The sequence below is a fragment of the Gramella sp. Hel_I_59 genome (assembly GCF_006714895.1).
Taxonomy (GTDB): domain Bacteria; phylum Bacteroidota; class Bacteroidia; order Flavobacteriales; family Flavobacteriaceae; genus Christiangramia.
Map to the genome: position 1 here is coordinate 650,827 of NZ_VFME01000001.1, position 18,341 is coordinate 669,167.

General features: G+C 39.3%; 13 protein-coding genes. 6 read left to right on the forward strand and 7 right to left on the reverse strand.

What is annotated here, in order from left to right:
- The first annotated feature begins 31 nt into the window (after positions 1–31).
- A complete protein-coding gene (locus JM79_RS02965) occupies positions 32–2,152 on the forward strand; it encodes a peptidylprolyl isomerase (protein WP_141876737.1) in 2,121 nt (706 codons plus the stop codon).
- 53 nt (positions 2,153–2,205) lie between these two features.
- On the opposite strand, the gene JM79_RS02970 is transcribed toward JM79_RS02965, so the two are convergent.
- Together JM79_RS02970 and JM79_RS02975 are read right to left on the reverse strand one after the other, a co-directional pair.
- On the reverse strand, positions 2,206–3,129 hold the full coding sequence (locus JM79_RS02970) for a GYDIA family GHMP kinase (RefSeq protein ID WP_141876738.1): 924 nt from the start codon (positions 3,127–3,129) through the stop codon (positions 2,206–2,208).
- Positions 3,129–4,445 carry a hydroxymethylglutaryl-CoA reductase, degradative gene (locus tag JM79_RS02975; RefSeq protein WP_141876739.1) on the reverse strand — a complete coding sequence of 439 codons (1,317 nt, stop codon included), beginning with the start codon at positions 4,443–4,445 and terminating at the stop codon, positions 3,129–3,131. The genes JM79_RS02970 and JM79_RS02975 overlap by 1 nt, the downstream gene beginning before the upstream one ends.
- A gap of 179 nt (positions 4,446–4,624) precedes the next feature.
- On the opposite strand from JM79_RS02975, the gene JM79_RS02980 reads away from it, so the two are divergent.
- The 4 genes from JM79_RS02980 (at position 4,625) to JM79_RS02995 (ending at position 11,134) form a co-directional block, all read left to right on the forward strand.
- Positions 4,625–6,796: a S9 family peptidase gene (locus JM79_RS02980; protein ID WP_141876740.1), complete on the forward strand. Its 2,172-nt coding sequence runs from the start codon at positions 4,625–4,627 to the stop codon at positions 6,794–6,796.
- Positions 6,797–6,814: 18 nt separating this feature from the next.
- Entirely contained in the window at positions 6,815–8,716 is a 1,902-nt protein-coding gene (locus JM79_RS02985; RefSeq protein WP_141876741.1) for a peptide MFS transporter, read from the forward strand.
- A 12-nt stretch (positions 8,717–8,728) separates the two neighbouring features.
- Positions 8,729–10,516: a peptide MFS transporter gene (locus JM79_RS02990; protein WP_141876742.1), complete on the forward strand. Its 1,788-nt coding sequence runs from the start codon at positions 8,729–8,731 to the stop codon at positions 10,514–10,516.
- A gap of 75 nt (positions 10,517–10,591) precedes the next feature.
- On the forward strand, positions 10,592–11,134 hold the full coding sequence (locus tag JM79_RS02995) for a thioredoxin fold domain-containing protein (RefSeq protein WP_141876743.1): 543 nt from the start codon (positions 10,592–10,594) through the stop codon (positions 11,132–11,134).
- Between the two features lie 7 nt (positions 11,135–11,141).
- Here the strand turns inward: JM79_RS02995 and JM79_RS03000 are convergent, their stop codons facing one another.
- From JM79_RS03000 to surE, 5 genes are read right to left on the reverse strand one after another with little or no spacing between them, the layout of a single operon-like run.
- Positions 11,142–13,166, reverse strand: a complete 2,025-nt coding sequence (locus JM79_RS03000) for a ComEC/Rec2 family competence protein (RefSeq protein WP_141876744.1) — start codon at positions 13,164–13,166, stop codon at positions 11,142–11,144.
- Positions 13,167–13,201: 35 nt separating this feature from the next.
- On the reverse strand, positions 13,202–13,759 hold the full coding sequence (locus JM79_RS03005; protein WP_141876745.1) for a C40 family peptidase: 558 nt from the start codon (positions 13,757–13,759) through the stop codon (positions 13,202–13,204).
- A gap of 3 nt (positions 13,760–13,762) precedes the next feature.
- Entirely contained in the window at positions 13,763–14,872 is a 1,110-nt protein-coding gene (gene lpxB / locus JM79_RS03010; protein WP_141876746.1) for a lipid-A-disaccharide synthase, read from the reverse strand.
- Entirely contained in the window at positions 14,869–15,153 is a 285-nt protein-coding gene (locus tag JM79_RS03015; RefSeq protein WP_141876747.1) for a hypothetical protein, read from the reverse strand. The genes lpxB and JM79_RS03015 overlap by 4 nt, the downstream gene beginning before the upstream one ends.
- Positions 15,146–15,928: a 5'/3'-nucleotidase SurE gene (gene surE, locus JM79_RS03020; RefSeq protein WP_141876748.1), complete on the reverse strand. Its 783-nt coding sequence runs from the start codon at positions 15,926–15,928 to the stop codon at positions 15,146–15,148. Before surE ends, JM79_RS03015 begins: the two co-directional genes overlap by 8 nt.
- A gap of 148 nt (positions 15,929–16,076) precedes the next feature.
- Between surE and JM79_RS03025 the strand changes: the two genes are divergently transcribed.
- Entirely contained in the window at positions 16,077–18,230 is a 2,154-nt protein-coding gene (locus JM79_RS03025; RefSeq protein ID WP_185739456.1) for a carboxy terminal-processing peptidase, read from the forward strand.
- Positions 18,231–18,341 lie beyond the last annotated feature (111 nt).

The following is an 18,341-nucleotide window of genomic DNA, read 5'->3' on the forward strand; positions in this document are numbered from 1 at the left end:
CCCCCTATATTTTGACAAATTTTATATTCAAATGGCAGTATTAAACAAAATCAGACAGCGGTCTGTTTTCTTGATTATTATCATTGCATTGGCTCTTTTCTCTTTTGTATTGGCCGATGTGATTAGAAATGGAGGCTTTAGTGGCCAGGATTCTCAAAATGTTATCGCTACCGTTAATGGTAATGAAGTGGATAGAGAAGAATTCGCCCGTGAAGTTGAGGCTTTCGAAAGAAATATGGGTAATAATATTAGTACTACTCAGGCAGTAAACCGTATCTGGGACCAGAAATTACGCCAGGTAATTCTTGAAGAAGAAGTTGAAAAGCTTGGACTAAGAGCTGGAGAAGGTCAGGTTACTGAACTTGTGCGTACTCAAATGGCTGGAAATCCAAACTTCTCTAACGAAGCTGGAATGTTTGATGAAAACAGGTTGAGAGAATATGTTGCTAATTTGAAAGAAACTTCTCCGGAAGCTTACGCTCAATGGCAGCAGTTTACTTCCAATCTTGCACAAACTGCCAAGATGAATGCTTACTACAATATGGTAAGTGCTGGTGTTGGAGCTACTTTACTGGAAGGTGAGCAGGCTTACAAGATGCAGAATGATAATATCAATATGAAATTCGTTCAGATTCCATATTCTTCAATTCCAGATAGCGAAGTTGAAGTATCTAAATCTGATATCAAATCTTATATCGAGAATCATGCTTCTAAGTTCGAATCTGATGCTTCCAGAAGCATGCAGTATGTGATCTTTGAAGAGGCTGCTTCTACAGGTGATGAATCTGAAGCTAAAGAAGCACTATCTAAACTAAGAAGTCAGAGAGTTGAATATAATGCTGCGATTGGTGCTAATGACACACTTCCTGGATTCGACAGTACAGATAATTATGCAGATTTTATAGCCAACAATTCAGATCTTCCTTACCAGAACATCTTTAGATTCAGAAATGATCTAAAAGGTGAAAATGCTGAGCAGATCTTCAATCTTAACGAAGGAGAATCTTTTGGTCCTTATAAAGAAAACGGATTCTGGAAACTGAGTAAAGTCGTTGAGACTAAGAATATTCCAGATTCAGTGAAAGCAAGTCATATTCTTATTAGCTACACTGGATCTCAATTGGGAGCTGCTGGTAATAGAACTAAAGCTGAAGCTGAAGCTTTGGCTGATAGTCTTGCAGGAGTTGTAAGATCAGATTCAGAAAAATTCGCAGCACTTGCTTCTGAATTTTCTGCTGATACTTCAAATAAAGAACAGGCAGGAGATCTTGGATATTTTGTTCCTGGAATGATGATCCCTGCATTCGAGAACTATGTTTTTGATAATAAAACCGGAGATGTAGGTGTTGTTGAAACACCTCTTGGATACCACGTAATTTCTATAGATGATCAAACTGAAGCTGCTAAAGCAGTTAAAGTTGCAACGATCGCAAGAGAGATCCAGGCTTCAGAAAAAACAATGAACGAACAGTTCAACGAAGTAACTAAGTTTGAGATCGCTGCTGCTGAAGGTGATTTTAGCAAAGTGGCAAAAGAAAGTAACTATGAAGTGCGTACAGTAAAAGATGTAAAAGCACTTGATGAGAATATTCCTGGTGCTGGTGCTCAAAGAAGAGTGATCCAGTGGGCATTTGAAGATGATGCTAAAGTTGGTGATGTAAGAAGATTTGACACTAACAATGGGTATGTAGTAGCGCAACTAACAGCTAAGCAGGATAAAGGATTAATGAGTGTTGAAGAAGCTTCTGCTGAAGTTACTCCAATCTTGGTTAAGCAAAAGAAAGCGGAACTTATTAAGGAGAGACTTAAAGGAAATTCGCTACAGGAAATTGCCGGGAATCAAGGTGTAAGCGTTCAAACTGCAGATGCAGTGAACCTTAACAATCCTACTCTGGCAGGTGCAGGTGAAGAGCCGGAAGTGGTTGGAACTGTTTTCTCTCTTGAAAAAGGAGAAACAAGCGAACCTATCGCAGGAGAAAAAGGTGTTTATATTGCTGAACTTGTAAGTAAGTTCGAAGCTCCGAAAATGGAATCTTATAAAGCTTTCGCTAATCAGGAAAGTGCTTCCAGAAGAGCTCAGGCGACTACAAGAGTATTTGAAGCTTTGAAGAAAAAAGCAGATATTCAGGATAACAGAGCTAAGTTCTACTAAGACCTGGCGATTGTACTTATAAAAAAAATCCTCATCAAACGATGAGGATTTTTTTATTTGATCATTTCAGAATAGCTGAGAATATCATGATAGCCTTTATTTCTGAAGTAATCCTTTGATTCTTCATTCCCGGTGGCAAGCACGAAATCCCCTCCCCAGCCGCCGAGACTTTTTATGAGTCCGTCATAATCTGGAAATAATTGATCCTGGATTCTGGGACTATTGATAGCCTTTGAAATAAGGATCTCGTGAGCTTTTAAAAGCATTTTAAACTCCATTAAATGCTCACACTGCAATATCTGTTCAGTGATACCAGAGATCTTCTCAATAAGCTCTGATCTGTTCGATTGGCTTTGTTTGCGATAATGAGCTATGGCCTCGCGACTGTTCTGCTTGCGATTGAGGTAAACGAAGAATAGTTCCTCCTTAAATGGAGGATCAAAATCCACTGTGAAAATTGAAGCTTGCTCGTTTTTACGTTGAAAGCTTATGGGGTGGTCGTGACTTGCTGCAGCAATATCGTAACCACTGCCACCAAAGGTTTTAGCTAGTAGTTTATAGGCATCGATTTCAAGCCAGTTCGCGATATTGTTAATAAGCGTGGAGGAAGTTCCAAGTCCCCATTTTCTATTGAAATCCTGATAAGTATTTATAGTATATCCAGACTTGAATTGCTCTGGTTTTAAAGAATAACAGTATTTCAGGATCTGTTGTAAACGCTTAGCGATCTCTTGTTGTTCCGGGCTTTCTAGAGAGGAAGACTCTGTTAGGAACTGGCCTTCATTTATCTGAAAATCGGCTTTGAACCAGATCTTATTATTTTCATCAAAACTTTCCCAGGAAATAACTGTAGATTCATTTGCTTCAACCTCTAACGACTGACCCTTCTTAGTAGGTAAGGCTAAAGACTTAGCTCCATCCAAAATAGCATATTCTCCGGTAAGCAATAATTTACCGTTGCTGTGATACTTCTGCATTAGCTTCTTATTCTTTCAAGTTGTTCGATCACACCGCTATGAGTAATAGTGTTTTTAGTGAAGTACTTGATCATTTGTTGTTTTTCGTCTTCGGTAGCCTGTTGCTGGTTAAGGATATTCATCAAGTGCATTTTCATGTGTCCTTGCTGAATTCCGGTAGTAGTCAGTGATTTTACCGCGGCAAAATTCTGAGCTAATCCCGCAACCGCTGTAATTTTCATTAGCTCTTCCGCAGAAGGATCCTGCAGCATTTTAAGTGCAAGTTTTACCAATGGATGCAGCGAGGTAAGACCACCTACGGTTCCTAACGCAAGTGGAATTTCCATCCAGAAGTGGAATATATCATTTTCGACCTTAGCATGAGTCAGGCTTGTATATTGTCCGTTTCTGGAAGCATAGGCATGAATTCCGGCTTCAACAGCACGAAAATCATTTCCTGTAGCCAGTACAACTGCATCAATCCCGTTCATAATCCCTTTGTTGTGGGTAACCGCGCGATAAGGTTCGATTTCGGCAATTTTAATAGCTTGAATAAACTTTTCAGCGAAATCTTTACCCTGTATCTCAGGATTGTCTGATAATTGATCTACCGGACAGGAAACTTCGGCCCGTGCGATACATTCAGGAACATAATTTGAAAGAATGCTTATGACAATTTCCAGCTGTTTTTCTTCTTCTGAAAAATAGTTGGTTGTTCTGGCATTGTTGCGCAAAACTTCTGCAAATTTCTCCAGGCAGGAATTGATGAAATTCGCACCCATGGAATCACGCGTATCGAATTTCACAAATAGCTGGTAATAATTGTCAAGATCTGAAGTTTTATCGATTAACTGAAGATCCAGAATACCACCGCCACGTTTTTCCATATTTCTGGTAATTGGAGCTACTGCATCGATCAATTTTTGACGGTTTTCCTCAAAAAACTGAATCAGATGTTTCTTCCTGCCCTTGAACATAAAATGAACCTGGCCAATCTTGGTCATATTGAGAACTTCAGCTTTAAAACCTCCGCGTTCACCCCAGAATTTAGCCGCTTTGCTCGCTGCAGCAACTACCGAACTTTCTTCAATCGCCATTGGTATGGTGTAAAGACGATCGTTGATCTTAAAATTTGGCGCAATCCCAAAGGGAAGATAATAGTTGGAAATCGTGTTCTCTATAAATTCGTCATGTAGCTTTTGCAGGCTTTCATCTGTATTCCAGTAGTTCTGGAGAATAGCTGCAGCTTCAGGAGTCTTTGAAAGATAGTTTTCAGCTAGCCAGTCGATCTTTTGTTGCTTACTGAGCTTGGAAAATCCGTTAACGGGTTTGGTCATCTTAGTAGTTTTCAGGAGCACAAAGATACGAAGCTATATTAAGACCTGCACAAGGCTGATTTTGATCATTCACAAAGGCTGATCTCTTTAACACTTACTTAGTAATTTACAAGAATCGATAGTCATTTTTTGGTTAAATTTTAGTAAACTTGGCCTGCATTAAATATTCTACAAATTTTATGAAATTCCCCTATACTTTTGTTGCCTTTCTACTCATGGCGACTTCAGTGCTATCTGCACAAAAAAAGGAAGTTAGTCTTGAAGAGATCTGGAGTGGCAGCTTCCGTCAGGAAAGACTTCAGTCACTGCAATCCTTGAATAATGGTGAGGAATATGTGGTAATGAACCGCGATCGCGAATCCGGTACGGTGAGTATCGATATTTACAGTTATAAAACTGGTAAAAAAACCCGCACACTTCTAAACAGTAAGGATCTTACCGAAATCAAAAGTTTTCAAAGTTTCAAATTCAGCGAAGACGAGAATAAAATTTTACTTTCTACTGAAATTGAGCCTATTTACAGACGTTCTTCCAGAGAAGTTGTTCATATCTACGATGTAGCTTCTAAGAAACTTACCAAAGTGAGCGATGACAAAATTCAGGAGGCTTCTTTTTCTCCAGATAATTCCAAGCTTGCTTATGTTTTCGAAAACAACATTTATATTCTGGATCTAAAGTCTATGGAACGCACGCAGGTGACCATGGATGGGGAAATCAATAGTATTATTAACGGGATTACAGACTGGGTTTATGAAGAAGAATTTTCTTTTGTAAAAGCTTTTGCATGGAACCCAACCGGTGAAAAGATCGCTTACTTGAGATTTGATGAATCGGCAGTTCCGGAATTCTCTATGGATCTCTTCGGAAAAGACCTTTACCCAACACAACAGGTTTTTAAATATCCAAAGGCGGGTGAGTCTAATTCAGAAGTTAGTCTGCATATGTACGATGTAGAAGCGAACTCTTCCGAAGAAATTAAACTGGGAGATTATGCAGACTTCTATATTCCGCGAATTAAATGGTCTTCAGAAGATATGCTGCTAAGCGTTCAGGTTTTGAACAGGCACCAGAATAATCTTGACCTTATTTTCGTGAATGCTGAAAATAATGAAGCAAATGTAGTCTTGAATGAAACTGACAAGGCTTATGTTGATATTACAGATAATCTAACGTTCCTTGAAGACAATAGTTTTATCTGGACCAGCGAAAAGGATGGTTGGAATCATATTTACCACTATGCTGAAGATGGAAAGTTGATCGACCAGATTACTTCAGGGCAATGGGAAGTGACCAATTATTACGGTTATGATAAAAAAGCTAAACGCATCTATTTTCAAAGTACTGAAAATGGAAGTGTGAATCGTGATGTATATGCTATTAAGCCAAACGGTAAATCTAAAACCAGACTTACAGAGAAAGATGGTACGAATTCTGCCGATTTCAGTGCAGATTACACCTATTTCATCAACACATTTACGAATGTAAATACTCCGCCAGTTTATACCCTGCACAAGGCAAAAGATGGTAAACAGGTGCGTGAGATCCTTAATAATAACGAGCTCCTTAAAAATAATGAATCTTACCAATTTTCTCCAAAAGAACTTTCAAGTATTGAAATAAACGGCAACGAACTGAATATGTGGACGATCAAACCGGCAAACTTTGATGAAAATAAGGAATATCCGGTATTGATGTTTCAGTATTCAGGTCCCGGATCACAGTCGGTTTCCAATGCATATTTTGGAAGTAATGATTACTGGTATCAATTACTGGCGAACAAAGGTTATATGATCGTTTGTATTGATGGAAGAGGAACCGGTTTTAAAGGAGCCGACTTCAAAAAAGTGACTTACCAGGAACTAGGGAAATTTGAAGTAGAGGATCAAATCGCAGCAGCGAAACAATTAGCTGAAAAAAGTTATGTGGATGCAGATCGTATTGGAATCTGGGGCTGGTCTTATGGTGGTTTTATGTCTTCCAATGCAATCCTGAAAGGAAACGATGTATTTTCCATGGCGATCGCCGTGGCTCCGGTTACAAGCTGGAGATTTTACGATACTGTTTATACTGAAAGATATATGCGTACTCCGCAGGAAAATGCGTCTGGATATGATGAGAATTCCCCGCTAAGTCATGCAGATAAGCTTGAAGGTGATTACCTGCTTATTCACGGTGGTGGAGATGACAATGTACATGTGCAAAATACGATGCGCATGGTTGAAGAATTAGTGCAGGCAAATAAACAATTTGACTGGGCTATTTATCCAGATAGAAATCATGGAATTTACGGTGGAAACACCAGGCTTCATCTTTACCAGATGATGACAGACTTTATACTCGAAAAACTTTAATCTAATACTCTCATATTAATGGCAACTCAAGACGTACGCGCTAATCAAAAAGAATTATTTGGCCACCCGGTTGGTCTCTATATTTTATTTTTCACTGAAATGTGGGAGCGTTTTTCCTATTATGGAATGCGTGCAATTCTGGTACTTTATCTTGTAAGTGCCACTACAGGAGGAAATGCAGGTTTAGGCTGGACAGGTGGAGAAGCGATCGCGCTTTATGGCTGGTATACCATGCTGGTATATGTGGCATCCATTCCCGGAGGTATCATCGCAGATAAGCTATTAGGGCAGAAGAAAACTGTGCTGGTTGGAGGTATTGTGCTGGTTGTAGGACATGGTATTCTTGCAGTGGAAGAAATGTGGGCTTTTTACTCAGGTCTTGCTTTGATCATCGCCGGAGTAGGAATGCTTAAACCGAATATTTCTACGATGGTTGGTGGACTTTATAAGGAAGGTGATATTAGAAGAGATAAAGGATTTACTATATTTTATATCGGGATCAACCTTGGAGCTTTTCTTTCCAGTTTGATCGTAGGATATGTTGGAGAAGAAATAGGATGGCACTGGGGATTCGGTCTTGCGGGAATCGCGATGGCTTTAGGTCTTCTGGTTTATCTATGGGGGCAGAAGTACCTTGTAAATGTTGGTAACCTACTTTCAAAAGCAGAGCGTAGTGAAGGAGCTTCTCTTGGGAACATGTTCAGTAAATTGCTGAAATCACCATTACAGCTAGGAATTACAGCTGTTTTAATGGCTGGATCTGTTTACTATCTGATCTTTGAATCCTTACCTTACGGTTTACTTTATATCTTCCTAACTTTGGTTACAGCCTTAATGCTGATGGTTTATAAAGACCTTACTACCCAAATAATGAAAGACCGTTACGTAGTAATGATCTTATCATTTCTATTAGTAGTTGTATTCTGGGGTGCTTTCGAGCAGGCTGGTGGATTAATGAATATTTATGCGCTGGATAAAACTGATAGATCTATCCCATTCGATTTACCTTTAATTGGTAACGAAGTTCCAGCGACATGGTTCCAGTCACTGAATGCAATGTTCATTATCATATTTGGTGTGGTCATCGCAAACTTCTGGGCTAAGAGAAAACTTAAGAATAAAGAGGCTTCGTCTATTTTTAAAATGGCGACCGGTGTGATTATTATGGGTCTTGGATTCATCTTTATGGCGATGGCTGCGAAAAGCTATACTCCTTACGATGAAAAGGCGGCAATGTACTGGTTGGTTCTTGCTTATTTACTGCATACTATCGGGGAGCTTTGTTCTTCACCAGTAGCGCTTTCATTCATTACTAAACTTGCTCCGGTCAAATATGCATCTCTTATGATGGGTGTTTATTTTGCAGCGACAGGTCTGGGTAACAAAGTTGCAGGTGTGATTGGAGAATTTTCTCAGGGAGAGCCAATGGTAGTGAATCTTAATGCTACCGGTTCACAGATGACCCAGAACCTTCAAATCAACGATTCTGTAGTGGATAAACAACAGGATTTCAGACTAGCAGGAAATGTTTATGAAGAAAATGGGGAATTGAAACTTACCACGCTGGAAGGGAATGAGCCAATGCTTGATTTCATTCAGTTTAAGGATAGTGAAAGAAGCAACGAAGTAGTTGAAACTTTACAGGAGGAAAACGTTACTGCTGAAGATCCTTACCATGTATTGATAGATTTCAAACAAGGTGATGAGAAAAAAGGATGGAGTGGAAACTTCATAGTGGAAGAAATTCAAACCGATATGGAATACAAGACCTTCTGGGGAATTACCATATTTACGGCAATTTTCGGTTTACTTGTGATTCTATTGTTGAAGCCTTTAAAGAGACTTACTCATGGAGTTGAGGATAATGAAGCTGAACTACCACAACAGGAGAATTTTGAACTTGGTGATACGCAGTCTTAATATCATTTAAATATGACAGCCAGCGGAGAAGTTAATGTTGAAAATGACTTTTTTAAAAGTAAAGTTTTAGGCCATCCTGCAGGACTTTTTGTCCTCTTCTTTACCGAAATGTGGGAACGCTTTTCGTTCTACGGAATGCGGGTGCTTTTGGTGAATTTCCTAACGATGGCTATCGTAGGAGTCGATAATCCCGGTTGGGGATGGACTGCCGAGAATGCCGGAGCTCTCTTCGGAACATATGCTGGACTGCTATATTTAACTCCAATTCTTGGCGGACTCATCGCAGATAAGTTTACTGGCTACCGCTGGGCGGTAATTATAGGTGCTGCGATAATGACCCTTGGTCATGCATCCATGGCGTTGGAAACTGAAACTTCCCTTTACCTGGGACTTGGTTTATTGGTGATTGGAACGGGTTTCTTTAAACCGAATATCACCTCGATCATTTCTGAAATGTATGAAGGCAAAACTGATAAAAAAGATGGTGCATACACTATCTTTTATATGGGTGTAAATGCGGGCGCATTCTTCGGAATGATGCTTTGCGGATATCTTGCTGAAAAAATTGGCTGGAGCTGGGGATTTGGCCTTGCAGGAATCTTTATGCTTCTAGGAACCTTACAATTCTGGCTGGCTAAACCTCTATTTGGGAAAATAGGTGGAGTACCAGACAAAGAATTGGAAGCAAAGCACCTAAAAGAAGAGGAAAGTAAAGGTGTAAGTCATAAGCCTAATCCTTTTACTTTACTCGATAAAATTCTGGTATTCGCATCTGCCACCATTGGATTGCTCTATCTTATCAATGATCCGGTTTCGAGGATCGGTGATCTGAACTTACTTCCAGTCGTGATGCCTTTTGATCTTGGAGGTGAACCATTTTCAGGACCAATTGGAATGGCTTTGCTTGGTCTGGCGCTATTTCTGGTGTTGGTTATCTCAAGAATTTCTCGTTATGCCCCTGTAGTTAGAGACAGATTAATAGCAGTGATCATTTTTGCTGTGTTTACAGTGTTTTTCTTTTTGGCATTTGAACAGGGAGCCTCATCACTTATCATTTTTGCTAGAGATAATGTAGACAGGGTACTTACCGGAAACTCAGCGATGATCTTTAATGTTATTAATGCACTGCTTACGGTAGTTCCGCTCGCAATCATTACCTGGGTACTTTATCTTTTATGGAAACAGACTTTTTCAAAAATACCCGGTTCTAATATCATCCTGGGAATATGCTTTGCGGGGATCTGGGCTCTGGTGATCTGGATGTTAGTGCGTGAATTTTCAGCAACAACGACCGAGATCACCGTATCATGGTTTAGTATTTTGAACTCCTTCTTTATTATAGTATTTGCCTCTTTCTTCTCGAAATGGTGGGAGAGTAAATACAATCCCTCTGCTGCTTACAAATACTGCTTTGGGCTTGTGCTTCTTGGACTCGGATTTGGACTACTGGCTCTCGGGTCAAGCGGACTAGCAGAAGGAGCAAAAGTGAGCATGATCTGGCTTATTCTGGCCTACTTGTTACATACCCTTGGTGAATTATGTTTATCGCCACTTGGATTATCTTATGTAAGTAAACTGGTGCCAGCAAGAATGATCGCCTTTATGTTTGGAATGTGGTACCTGGCGATAGCCATTGGAAACAAACTTGCCGGTTCACTTGGAGGTATGATCGAATCTGTTACAGAACAGTATGACCTTTCTACCTTCTTCCTCATATTCACGATAGTTCCTATCGCCGGTGGATTATTAGTAGCGTTGCTGAATCCATTGCTGAAGAAATTAATGCACGGAATCAAATAATTAAAGCTTTATCAATGCGTTTCTATTAGCTTAGGAACGCTTTTTGCTTTTAGCTAAATTCATTAATTTTAGCTTATGAAAAAACTAATATTCTTTCTAACATTTATATCGGCTGTTTCAGCGGTACAGGCTCAGGAGATTAACTGGATGAGCATGAACGAAGCTCTGGAAGCTCAAAAGAAAGAGCCAAGAAAGATCTTTGTAGATGCTTATACTACCTGGTGTGGTCCATGTAAACTTCTGGATAAAAATACCTTTGGTAATAAAGATGTAGCCAACTATATCAACAAACATTATTATGCCGTAAAGTTTAATGCTGAAGGTAACGAAGTGGTTAAATACAATGACAAGGTATTCAAGAATCCAAATTACCAGGCAGACAAAAAAGGAAGAAATTCTGTACATGAATTTGCGTTGGCAATGGGAGTGAACGCTTACCCAACGATGGTATTCTTTGATGAAAAAGGCAAGTTTCTTTCTCCTCTAAAAGGATATCTTACTCCTAAAAAACTGGAAATATTCTTGAAGGTTTTTGCTTCCAATGATTACAAAAATGTAACTACAGAGGAAGACTGGAAAGCTTACCAGGAGAACTTCGAAAATAAATTCTCGGGTTAGAAATTCATTACCTCATCATATAAGCTCCCTTTTCAGCAGTTGCATGGAAAGGGATTTTTTTATTCTTGGCCGTCGCTTTCCATTTCCTGATCAAATAGGGATAATTACTTCCATCGGCTATGATCTGTTTCGGTTGAGAATTCATTAATAATCTATCGAAATTTACCTTCGGTGAATTCCGAAGTAAAAGTACTTCAGGATGGATTTCCAGTTCTGGCAGATTGATGCTATCGCTTTGGATATATAGCAAACCCTTCGGAGTCATATAAAAATCCTCTAACTGGGTTTTCTCAAGCTTCTTTATTTTCCGTTCCCTTATATAATCAATTAGTTCGGGTGCTTCGGGAGTGCTTGTAGCCACTACTAAATTCCTGTTGTTCTTAAAAGTGATCATACTTTCCTTGTAGCGATGCATGATCACAATTTCAGCTGAAGGATTCGAAAAATTATTAGCAATAAAACTAAGCTGAAGTATAATTAATCCTATAGCAAAGGCAATCAGGCTTCTGTAGTTTAATTTTTGCCAGATCATCATGATCCCAGCTAATAGTAAATAAAGAGCGATGGTTTGGAAAATACTAAAATCAATATTAGAAAAGACGAATGGTTTGATAGAAGCAATTTCCGTTACTGCCCAATTCATGACCGACAGCAGTTTGTTGAATAACCACACCAAAAAATCTGGTAACCATCCAACATATGCCAGTATTAGTACAAGAATTCCCGAGATAAGTAGAACGCCCAGAAAAGGTAGAATAAATAGATTGGTGAGCAGGAATAGACCGGGGAACTGATGGAAATAATAGATGCTAAGCGGCAGAACACCTATTTGTGCAGCAATGCTAACCGAACTTAGTTTCCAGAAATAATCAAGAAACTTATTACTGATGTTTATTAAATTATAAAGTTTTGGTTGGATCAATAAAATACAAAATACCGCTAGATAACTCAGCTGAAAGCCTACCTGCAGAATATAATAAGGGTCAATGAGTAACAGGAAAAAGAATGATAAGGCAAGGCTATTAAAAGCTCCTGTTTTCCTCTTCAGGTTAAGACCAACTGCAAGGAAGCTAAACATGGTTACTGCTCTTACAACCGAGGGTTGCAGGCCTGTGAGCATCGCGAAACTCCATAGTAAAACAATGCAAAGCAATAAACTTGACCATTCACCCGCTTTAAATCTTTTTAGAGGTTTCAAAAGCCAGTTCAGCATCAATAGAAGGATACCAATATGAAGTCCGCTTATTGCCAGAATATGCACAGCCCCCGCAGCAGCGTAATCCTTGTAAAGTTTGTCATTCAAATCGCTGCGTTGACCAAGAATTAATGCCTGGAAAACCGCAATTTCGTTTTGCGAAAAGTTATAACGACGAACATTCTCTATGAGTTTAGTGCGTAATGACCTGGAATAACTGTGTAAGCTATTATTAAAAGAAATAACCTCTACTTCCGAATGGTTTATGTGCAATTGGCGGTGCATCTTCAAACCCTCCAGATAGTCCCGGTAACTAAACATAAATGGATTGGCTGGTAGTTTAACTCGCTCGGTCGTAAAGGGGAGTAACAAAATATCTCCAGGCTTTAAACTATTAGGATCATTGATGTTCTTCTTGATGTTGAGAAGGATCTTTCCGGAAACTTGTTGAAATTCTTCTTTTTTTAGAAGCGATCTGGCTTCAATAATATACCTGGAATTAAACTGGTTCGGTTTTAATTCTTCGGAAACTTCAGCTTTAAGAATATGACCTGCTTCAATATCGAAATTGGTATAATGTGAATTTATATTTTCCGGTTGCCTAAGCTGAACAGCGGTAAATCCCACACTTGCAACTAATAAAAAAGTGACTATTCCGAAGAAGATATCTGGAAAGATTAATTTCGAGCTTCTGTAATACGCAATGAAAAAGAGCAGGAGACAGCTAGTGGTAATTACCAAGCTTGATCGCAGTTCTGCGCTAAGACAGAAGCCTAGCAGTATGCCTGCTAACAGATACAGGCTAAGCCTTATAAATACGAATCCGGAACTTTTCAAGCAATAGAATTAATCGCCTGAAAGTAATTAATTTTTTAAATCACGCGACGTGCCATCACAAAATTATCTTTCCAGTAAGTTTCTGATAATGAAGAGATAATCACGCCCCTTGAAGTAGAAGAATGAATGAAATAAATGTTGTCTCGGTCGGTTTGCACAACCAAACCAACATGATTTATGACCTTTTTGTTCTTATTAGTTTCAAAAAAAAGCAGGTCACCCGTACTAACTTCCTTTAAATACAATCTTTTTCCCTTCAGAGACATCGCCCGGGAAGTTCTGGGTAGTGATAAGCCTTCTTCCAGAAAACTTACATAGACCAGTCCTGAACAGTCCATACCTTTTTTGGTCGTACCACCAAATTTATACCTGGTGCCTTCAAAACCTTTAGCATGTTTTACGATCTTCTCAGCCACTCTAACATCAGCTTTAGGCTCAACAGCATCTTCCAGCCTTTCCAGCTTCTTTTCGCTTCTTGAAACCCTGGATTGTGCTTCTTTAGTGGTGATCACCCTTGATCTGCTTCCGCAGGAGCTAAGGGTAGCAATCAACATACAGGCAATGATTACTTTTAGAAGTATCGATGTCTTCATAGATTATAAATTTTCCATGATAAGTTTCGCTGTATTTTTACTGGCACCAGCTCCACCAAGCTTTAATTCAAGTTCGTGGTACTCACTAAAAATCTCTTCACGTTTTTTATCCTGAAGTATCTTGGTAAGTTCTTTTTTCAAATTTTCAGTATTGAGTTCACTTTGAATTAACTCTTTCACAACCTCGCGATCCATGATCAAATTGACTAATGAGATATAATCCAAATTAATGATACGTTTGGCTATATGATAGGAGACATAACTCCCTTTGTAACATACTACTTCAGGCACCTTAAAAAGTGCGGTTTCCAGGGTTGCAGTTCCAGAGGTCACTAAAGCTGCATGCGCAAGACTCAGCACATCGTAAGTTTTATTCATGATAAGACTTACATTCTTTCTGCTGGTAAATTCCTGGTAAAATTCACTGTCCTGGCTTGGTGCACCAGCGATTACAAATTGATAATCTTCAAAATGATCTGTAACGCTAAGCATGATACTCAGCATTTTTTCAATTTCCTGTTTTCTGCTTCCGGGTAATAGCGCAATTATAGGCTTGTCGCCTAAATTATGTTCTTTTCTGAATTGTTCTGGTTGAGGAGGTTGCCTGTCCTGTATGGCATCCAACAGTGGGTGACCTACAAATTCTACCGGGAAGTTATATTTTTCCTCGTAAAATTGCTTCTCAAAAGGCAGAATCACGTACATATGATCAACGTCTCTTTTGATCTTTTTAATTCGGTTTTCTTTCCATGCCCAGATTTGTGGAGAAATATAATAGTGGTTCCGGTATCCTTGCTTCTTAGCCCATTCGGCAATACGCATGTTGAATCCCGGATAATCGATATAAATGATCACATCGGGTTCATAATTTTTAATATCTTCTTTGCATAATTTGATATTACTGAAGATGGTACGAAGGTTCATAATAACTTCAGCAAAACCCATAAAGGCTAGTTCGCGATAATGTTTTACCATTTTGCCACCCTGAGCCTGCATGAGATCACCACCCCAGAATCTGAAATCTGCCTCAGGATCCTCTTCCTTGAGAGCTTTCATTAAATTTGATGCGTGCAGGTCTCCGGAAGCTTCTCCGGCTATTATATAATACTTCATAACACGAATTTGTAAATCGCTACAGCGACTGCTACAGTGATAGTTGCTAACAGTACTCCGCGTGCATGATAATTCTGCTTCTTCCTTAGAAATATATAAAATGGAAGGAAATTGAGAATAGCACCTAAAGCAATGACCTTTCCAAGGTAATCGTTAGCCACAGCATCGGCTAGGGTAGCATCGATCCCGGCATTGGAGAATAATCCTGTATATACCAGGACACCGGCAATGTTGGCAGCCAGCCCGGTGATAAAGCCTGTTAGAATATTCTGTTTAATCATTAAACTCCCAGTTATTCAGTTCTTTTAGGAAATGGTGTGCAGTAAGATCGAATTGTACAGGAACTATGGAAACATATCCATCTGCCAGCGCCTGTTCATCTGTATCCTTACCTTCGTCTTTATTTACAAAGGTTCCGGTTAGCCAGTAATAATCGCGGCCCTGCGGACTCCTTCTTTTATCGAACTCCTCTTCCCAGTGTGCATTGGCCTGTCTACATACCTTCATGCCTTTAATTTCTCCAGAAGCAAGTTTGGGAATATTCACATTAAGAACAACCCCTTCTGGAAGTCCATTCTTCAGCGTATTCCTAACGATCGCTTTTACATATTTCCTGGCAGGCTCAAAGTCGGCATTTAGCGAATAATCCAGTAGTGAAAAGCCAATTGCCGGGATTCCTTCGATTCCAGCTTCTACAGCAGCACTCATCGTACCTGAGTAAATAACATTGATGGAACTGTTGGAACCATGATTGATGCCGCTTACGCAAAGATCTGGCTTGCGGTCGAGGATCTCCTGGGTAGCTATCTTCACGCAGTCTGCCGGGGTTCCCGAACAGCTGTATTCTTTATGTTTGTAAGATTCCTTGATAGTGACCTGTTCGCAAAATAAGGTGTCGCTAATTGTAATGGCGTGACCCATTCCACTTTGAGGGCTATCTGGAGCGACCACCACCACGTCACCAATTTCCTTCATTACTTCGATAAGAGTTCGAATTCCGGGAGCGGTGATTCCATCGTCATTAGTAACCAGAATCAGTGGTTTCTTCTTGTTCATGCAGTTTTATTTGGTTTAGCTAAAATAAGAATTTAAATAAGGAAACGTTATATTAGTGGTTTGACAAATTAGTCGGTTTCTAAGTGTCTGTTGGCATAGTTTTTACTGTACTAGATGTAACCACGCGATGACGAAATTAAAAAGAATTATGAAAAGGAATTTTAAATTACTGGCGGTCATGGTCTTCATGGCAGCTGCGTCCTGTAGTTTTACAACTAAGACTTTTGACGATCCAGATAAAGATAAATTATTGATAGACCTAATCACTTATGTTCTTAACCAGGGACACTATGATGCCAAGGAAATCAATGATGAGTTTTCGGCAAATGTATACGAGGATTACCTTGAAGGAATGGATCCTTCAAAAAGATTTTTCTACAAAGAGGATATTGAAGACTTCAGTTCTTTTAAAGATCAGATCGACGATCAAATAAAGGGCAAAAATATTGAGTTTTTTAATCTTACCTACGGAAGGCTTCAGCAGAGAATGGAAGAGGCGAGATCTATCTACAAGGATATACTTGGCGAGCCATTTGACTTTTCTGAAAATGATAAGATCGATACAGATTATGATAACCTGAAGTATGTTTCTTCAAAAGCTGAATTAACCAAAAGATGGAAAGAGCAGCTGAAATTCAATACATTGATCACTTATCATGATCTAAAGGAGGATGAAGTGACCAAGAAGGAAGCAGATGATACATATGAAGTAAAATCTGATACTGAACTGGAAAAAGAAGCTAGGGAATCTACGCTTTCCAACATGGAACGATATTATGACTTTACTGATGATCTTGAAAGAGAAGATTATTTTTCAGTATACATCAATGCCATCGTGGAAGAATTCGATCCACATACCTTCTATTTCGCACCACAGGAAAAGGACAGGTTCGATATAGCCATGTCTGGTAAACTGGAAGGAATTGGAGCAAGATTGGTAAAAGACAGTGATAATATTACAATTACTGAAGTGATCTCTGGAGGTCCAGCCTGGAGAAGTGATGAGATTACTGAAGGTGATGTGATCCTGAAAGTGAAGCAGGAAGATGAGAAAGATGCAGTGAGTATCGTAGGAATGAGACTGGATGATGCAGTGGACCTTATTAAGGGCCCTAAAGACACCAAAGTAACGCTTACAGTGCGTAAAAAAGTGATGGGAAATATCGAAGATGTAGTTTTGGTTAGAGATGTGATCGAGATCGAAGAAACGTACGCTAAAACTTCTATGGTGAAGAAAGACGGGAAGAACTTCGGAATCATTAATCTGCCGAAATTCTATTTCGATATGGAAGATTACAATAGCAGGAATGCTGCTTCAGATATCAAGGAAGATATTATTAGATTGAAACAGGAGGGAATGGAAGGTCTGGTTCTTGACCTTAGAAATAATGGTGGTGGTTCACTAAAAACCGTAGTGGATATCGCTGGGATGTTTATTGAGGAAGGACCAATTGTTCAGGTGAAATCTAACGGACAGAGAAAAGAAGTGCTTAAGGATGAAGATCCTCAGGTTTTATGGGATGGTCCATTAGTAATCCTGGTAAACGAACTTTCAGCCTCAGCTTCAGAAATTCTGGCTGCTGCAATGCAGGATTATAAACGAGCTATTATTATTGGAAGTAAGCAAACCTATGGTAAAGGAACAGTGCAAAACGTGATCGACCTAAATAGATGGTTAAGAAATAATGAAATGGGCGATATGGGAGCTCTTAAGATCACTACACAGAAGTTCTATCGTGTTAATGGTGGTTCTACCCAACTGGAAGGTGTGAAGAGTGATGTCGTGGTTCCAGATCGTTACAGCTTTGTAGATATAGGTGAAAAAGATCAGGAAAACCCATTACCCTGGGATAAGATCGATGCGGCAGATTACGATATCTGGGATGGTTATGTTGGATACGATGAAGCAATCGCGGCCAGTAAGGAACGAATGAGTTCTAATACTCAGTTGAAGATGATCGAGGAGAATGCGAAATGGGTGAAGACTCAGAGTGATGAAAGCAGTTATCCATTAAATTATTCTGAATATGCTGCGCAAGCTGCGGAAGATAAAGAGATGGCTAAGCAGTTTGAATCTATCAGAGATTATAAAACGAATCTGACTTATAACTCGTTACCTTTTGAAGAGCAACTGTTCGCTACAGATACTATTCTGAAGGAAAAGAGATTGAGATGGCATGAAAGCCTTAGTAAAGATGTTTATATCGAGGAAGCTGTGAATGTACTTTCAGATATGAAAATGAACAACATTACCAGAAATAAAATGGCGGGTGTTGATAAAAATCAGAAAGTAAAAAGCTAAAACAAAGCACCAAATACAACCCGGGAGTAATTCCGGGTTTTTTTATGCGCAATACTGAAATTATGAAACGTAAATATATCTACCCATTTATCATCCTTCTAATAGCAGCGA

What these genes read in the sequence shown, in the direction of transcription:
- JM79_RS02965 (WP_141876737.1), top strand. Translation starts at nt 32, where the DNA reads ATGGCAGTATTAAACAAAATCAGACAGCGGTCTGTTTTCTTGATTATT.
- JM79_RS02970 (WP_141876738.1), bottom strand. Translation starts at nt 3,129, where the DNA reads ATGCAGAAGTATCACAGCAACGGTAAATTATTGCTTACCGGAGAATAT.
- JM79_RS02975 (WP_141876739.1), bottom strand. Translation starts at nt 4,445, where the DNA reads ATGACCAAACCCGTTAACGGATTTTCCAAGCTCAGTAAGCAACAAAAG.
- JM79_RS02980 (WP_141876740.1), top strand. Translation starts at nt 4,625, where the DNA reads ATGAAATTCCCCTATACTTTTGTTGCCTTTCTACTCATGGCGACTTCA.
- JM79_RS02985 (WP_141876741.1), top strand. Translation starts at nt 6,815, where the DNA reads ATGGCAACTCAAGACGTACGCGCTAATCAAAAAGAATTATTTGGCCAC.
- JM79_RS02990 (WP_141876742.1), top strand. Translation starts at nt 8,729, where the DNA reads ATGACAGCCAGCGGAGAAGTTAATGTTGAAAATGACTTTTTTAAAAGT.
- JM79_RS02995 (WP_141876743.1), top strand. Translation starts at nt 10,592, where the DNA reads ATGAAAAAACTAATATTCTTTCTAACATTTATATCGGCTGTTTCAGCG.
- JM79_RS03005 (WP_141876745.1), bottom strand. Translation starts at nt 13,759, where the DNA reads ATGAAGACATCGATACTTCTAAAAGTAATCATTGCCTGTATGTTGATT.
- lpxB (WP_141876746.1), bottom strand. Translation starts at nt 14,872, where the DNA reads ATGAAGTATTATATAATAGCCGGAGAAGCTTCCGGAGACCTGCACGCA.
- JM79_RS03015 (WP_141876747.1), bottom strand. Translation starts at nt 15,153, where the DNA reads ATGATTAAACAGAATATTCTAACAGGCTTTATCACCGGGCTGGCTGCC.
- surE (WP_141876748.1), bottom strand. Translation starts at nt 15,928, where the DNA reads ATGAACAAGAAGAAACCACTGATTCTGGTTACTAATGACGATGGAATC.
- JM79_RS03025 (WP_185739456.1), top strand. Translation starts at nt 16,077, where the DNA reads ATGAAAAGGAATTTTAAATTACTGGCGGTCATGGTCTTCATGGCAGCT.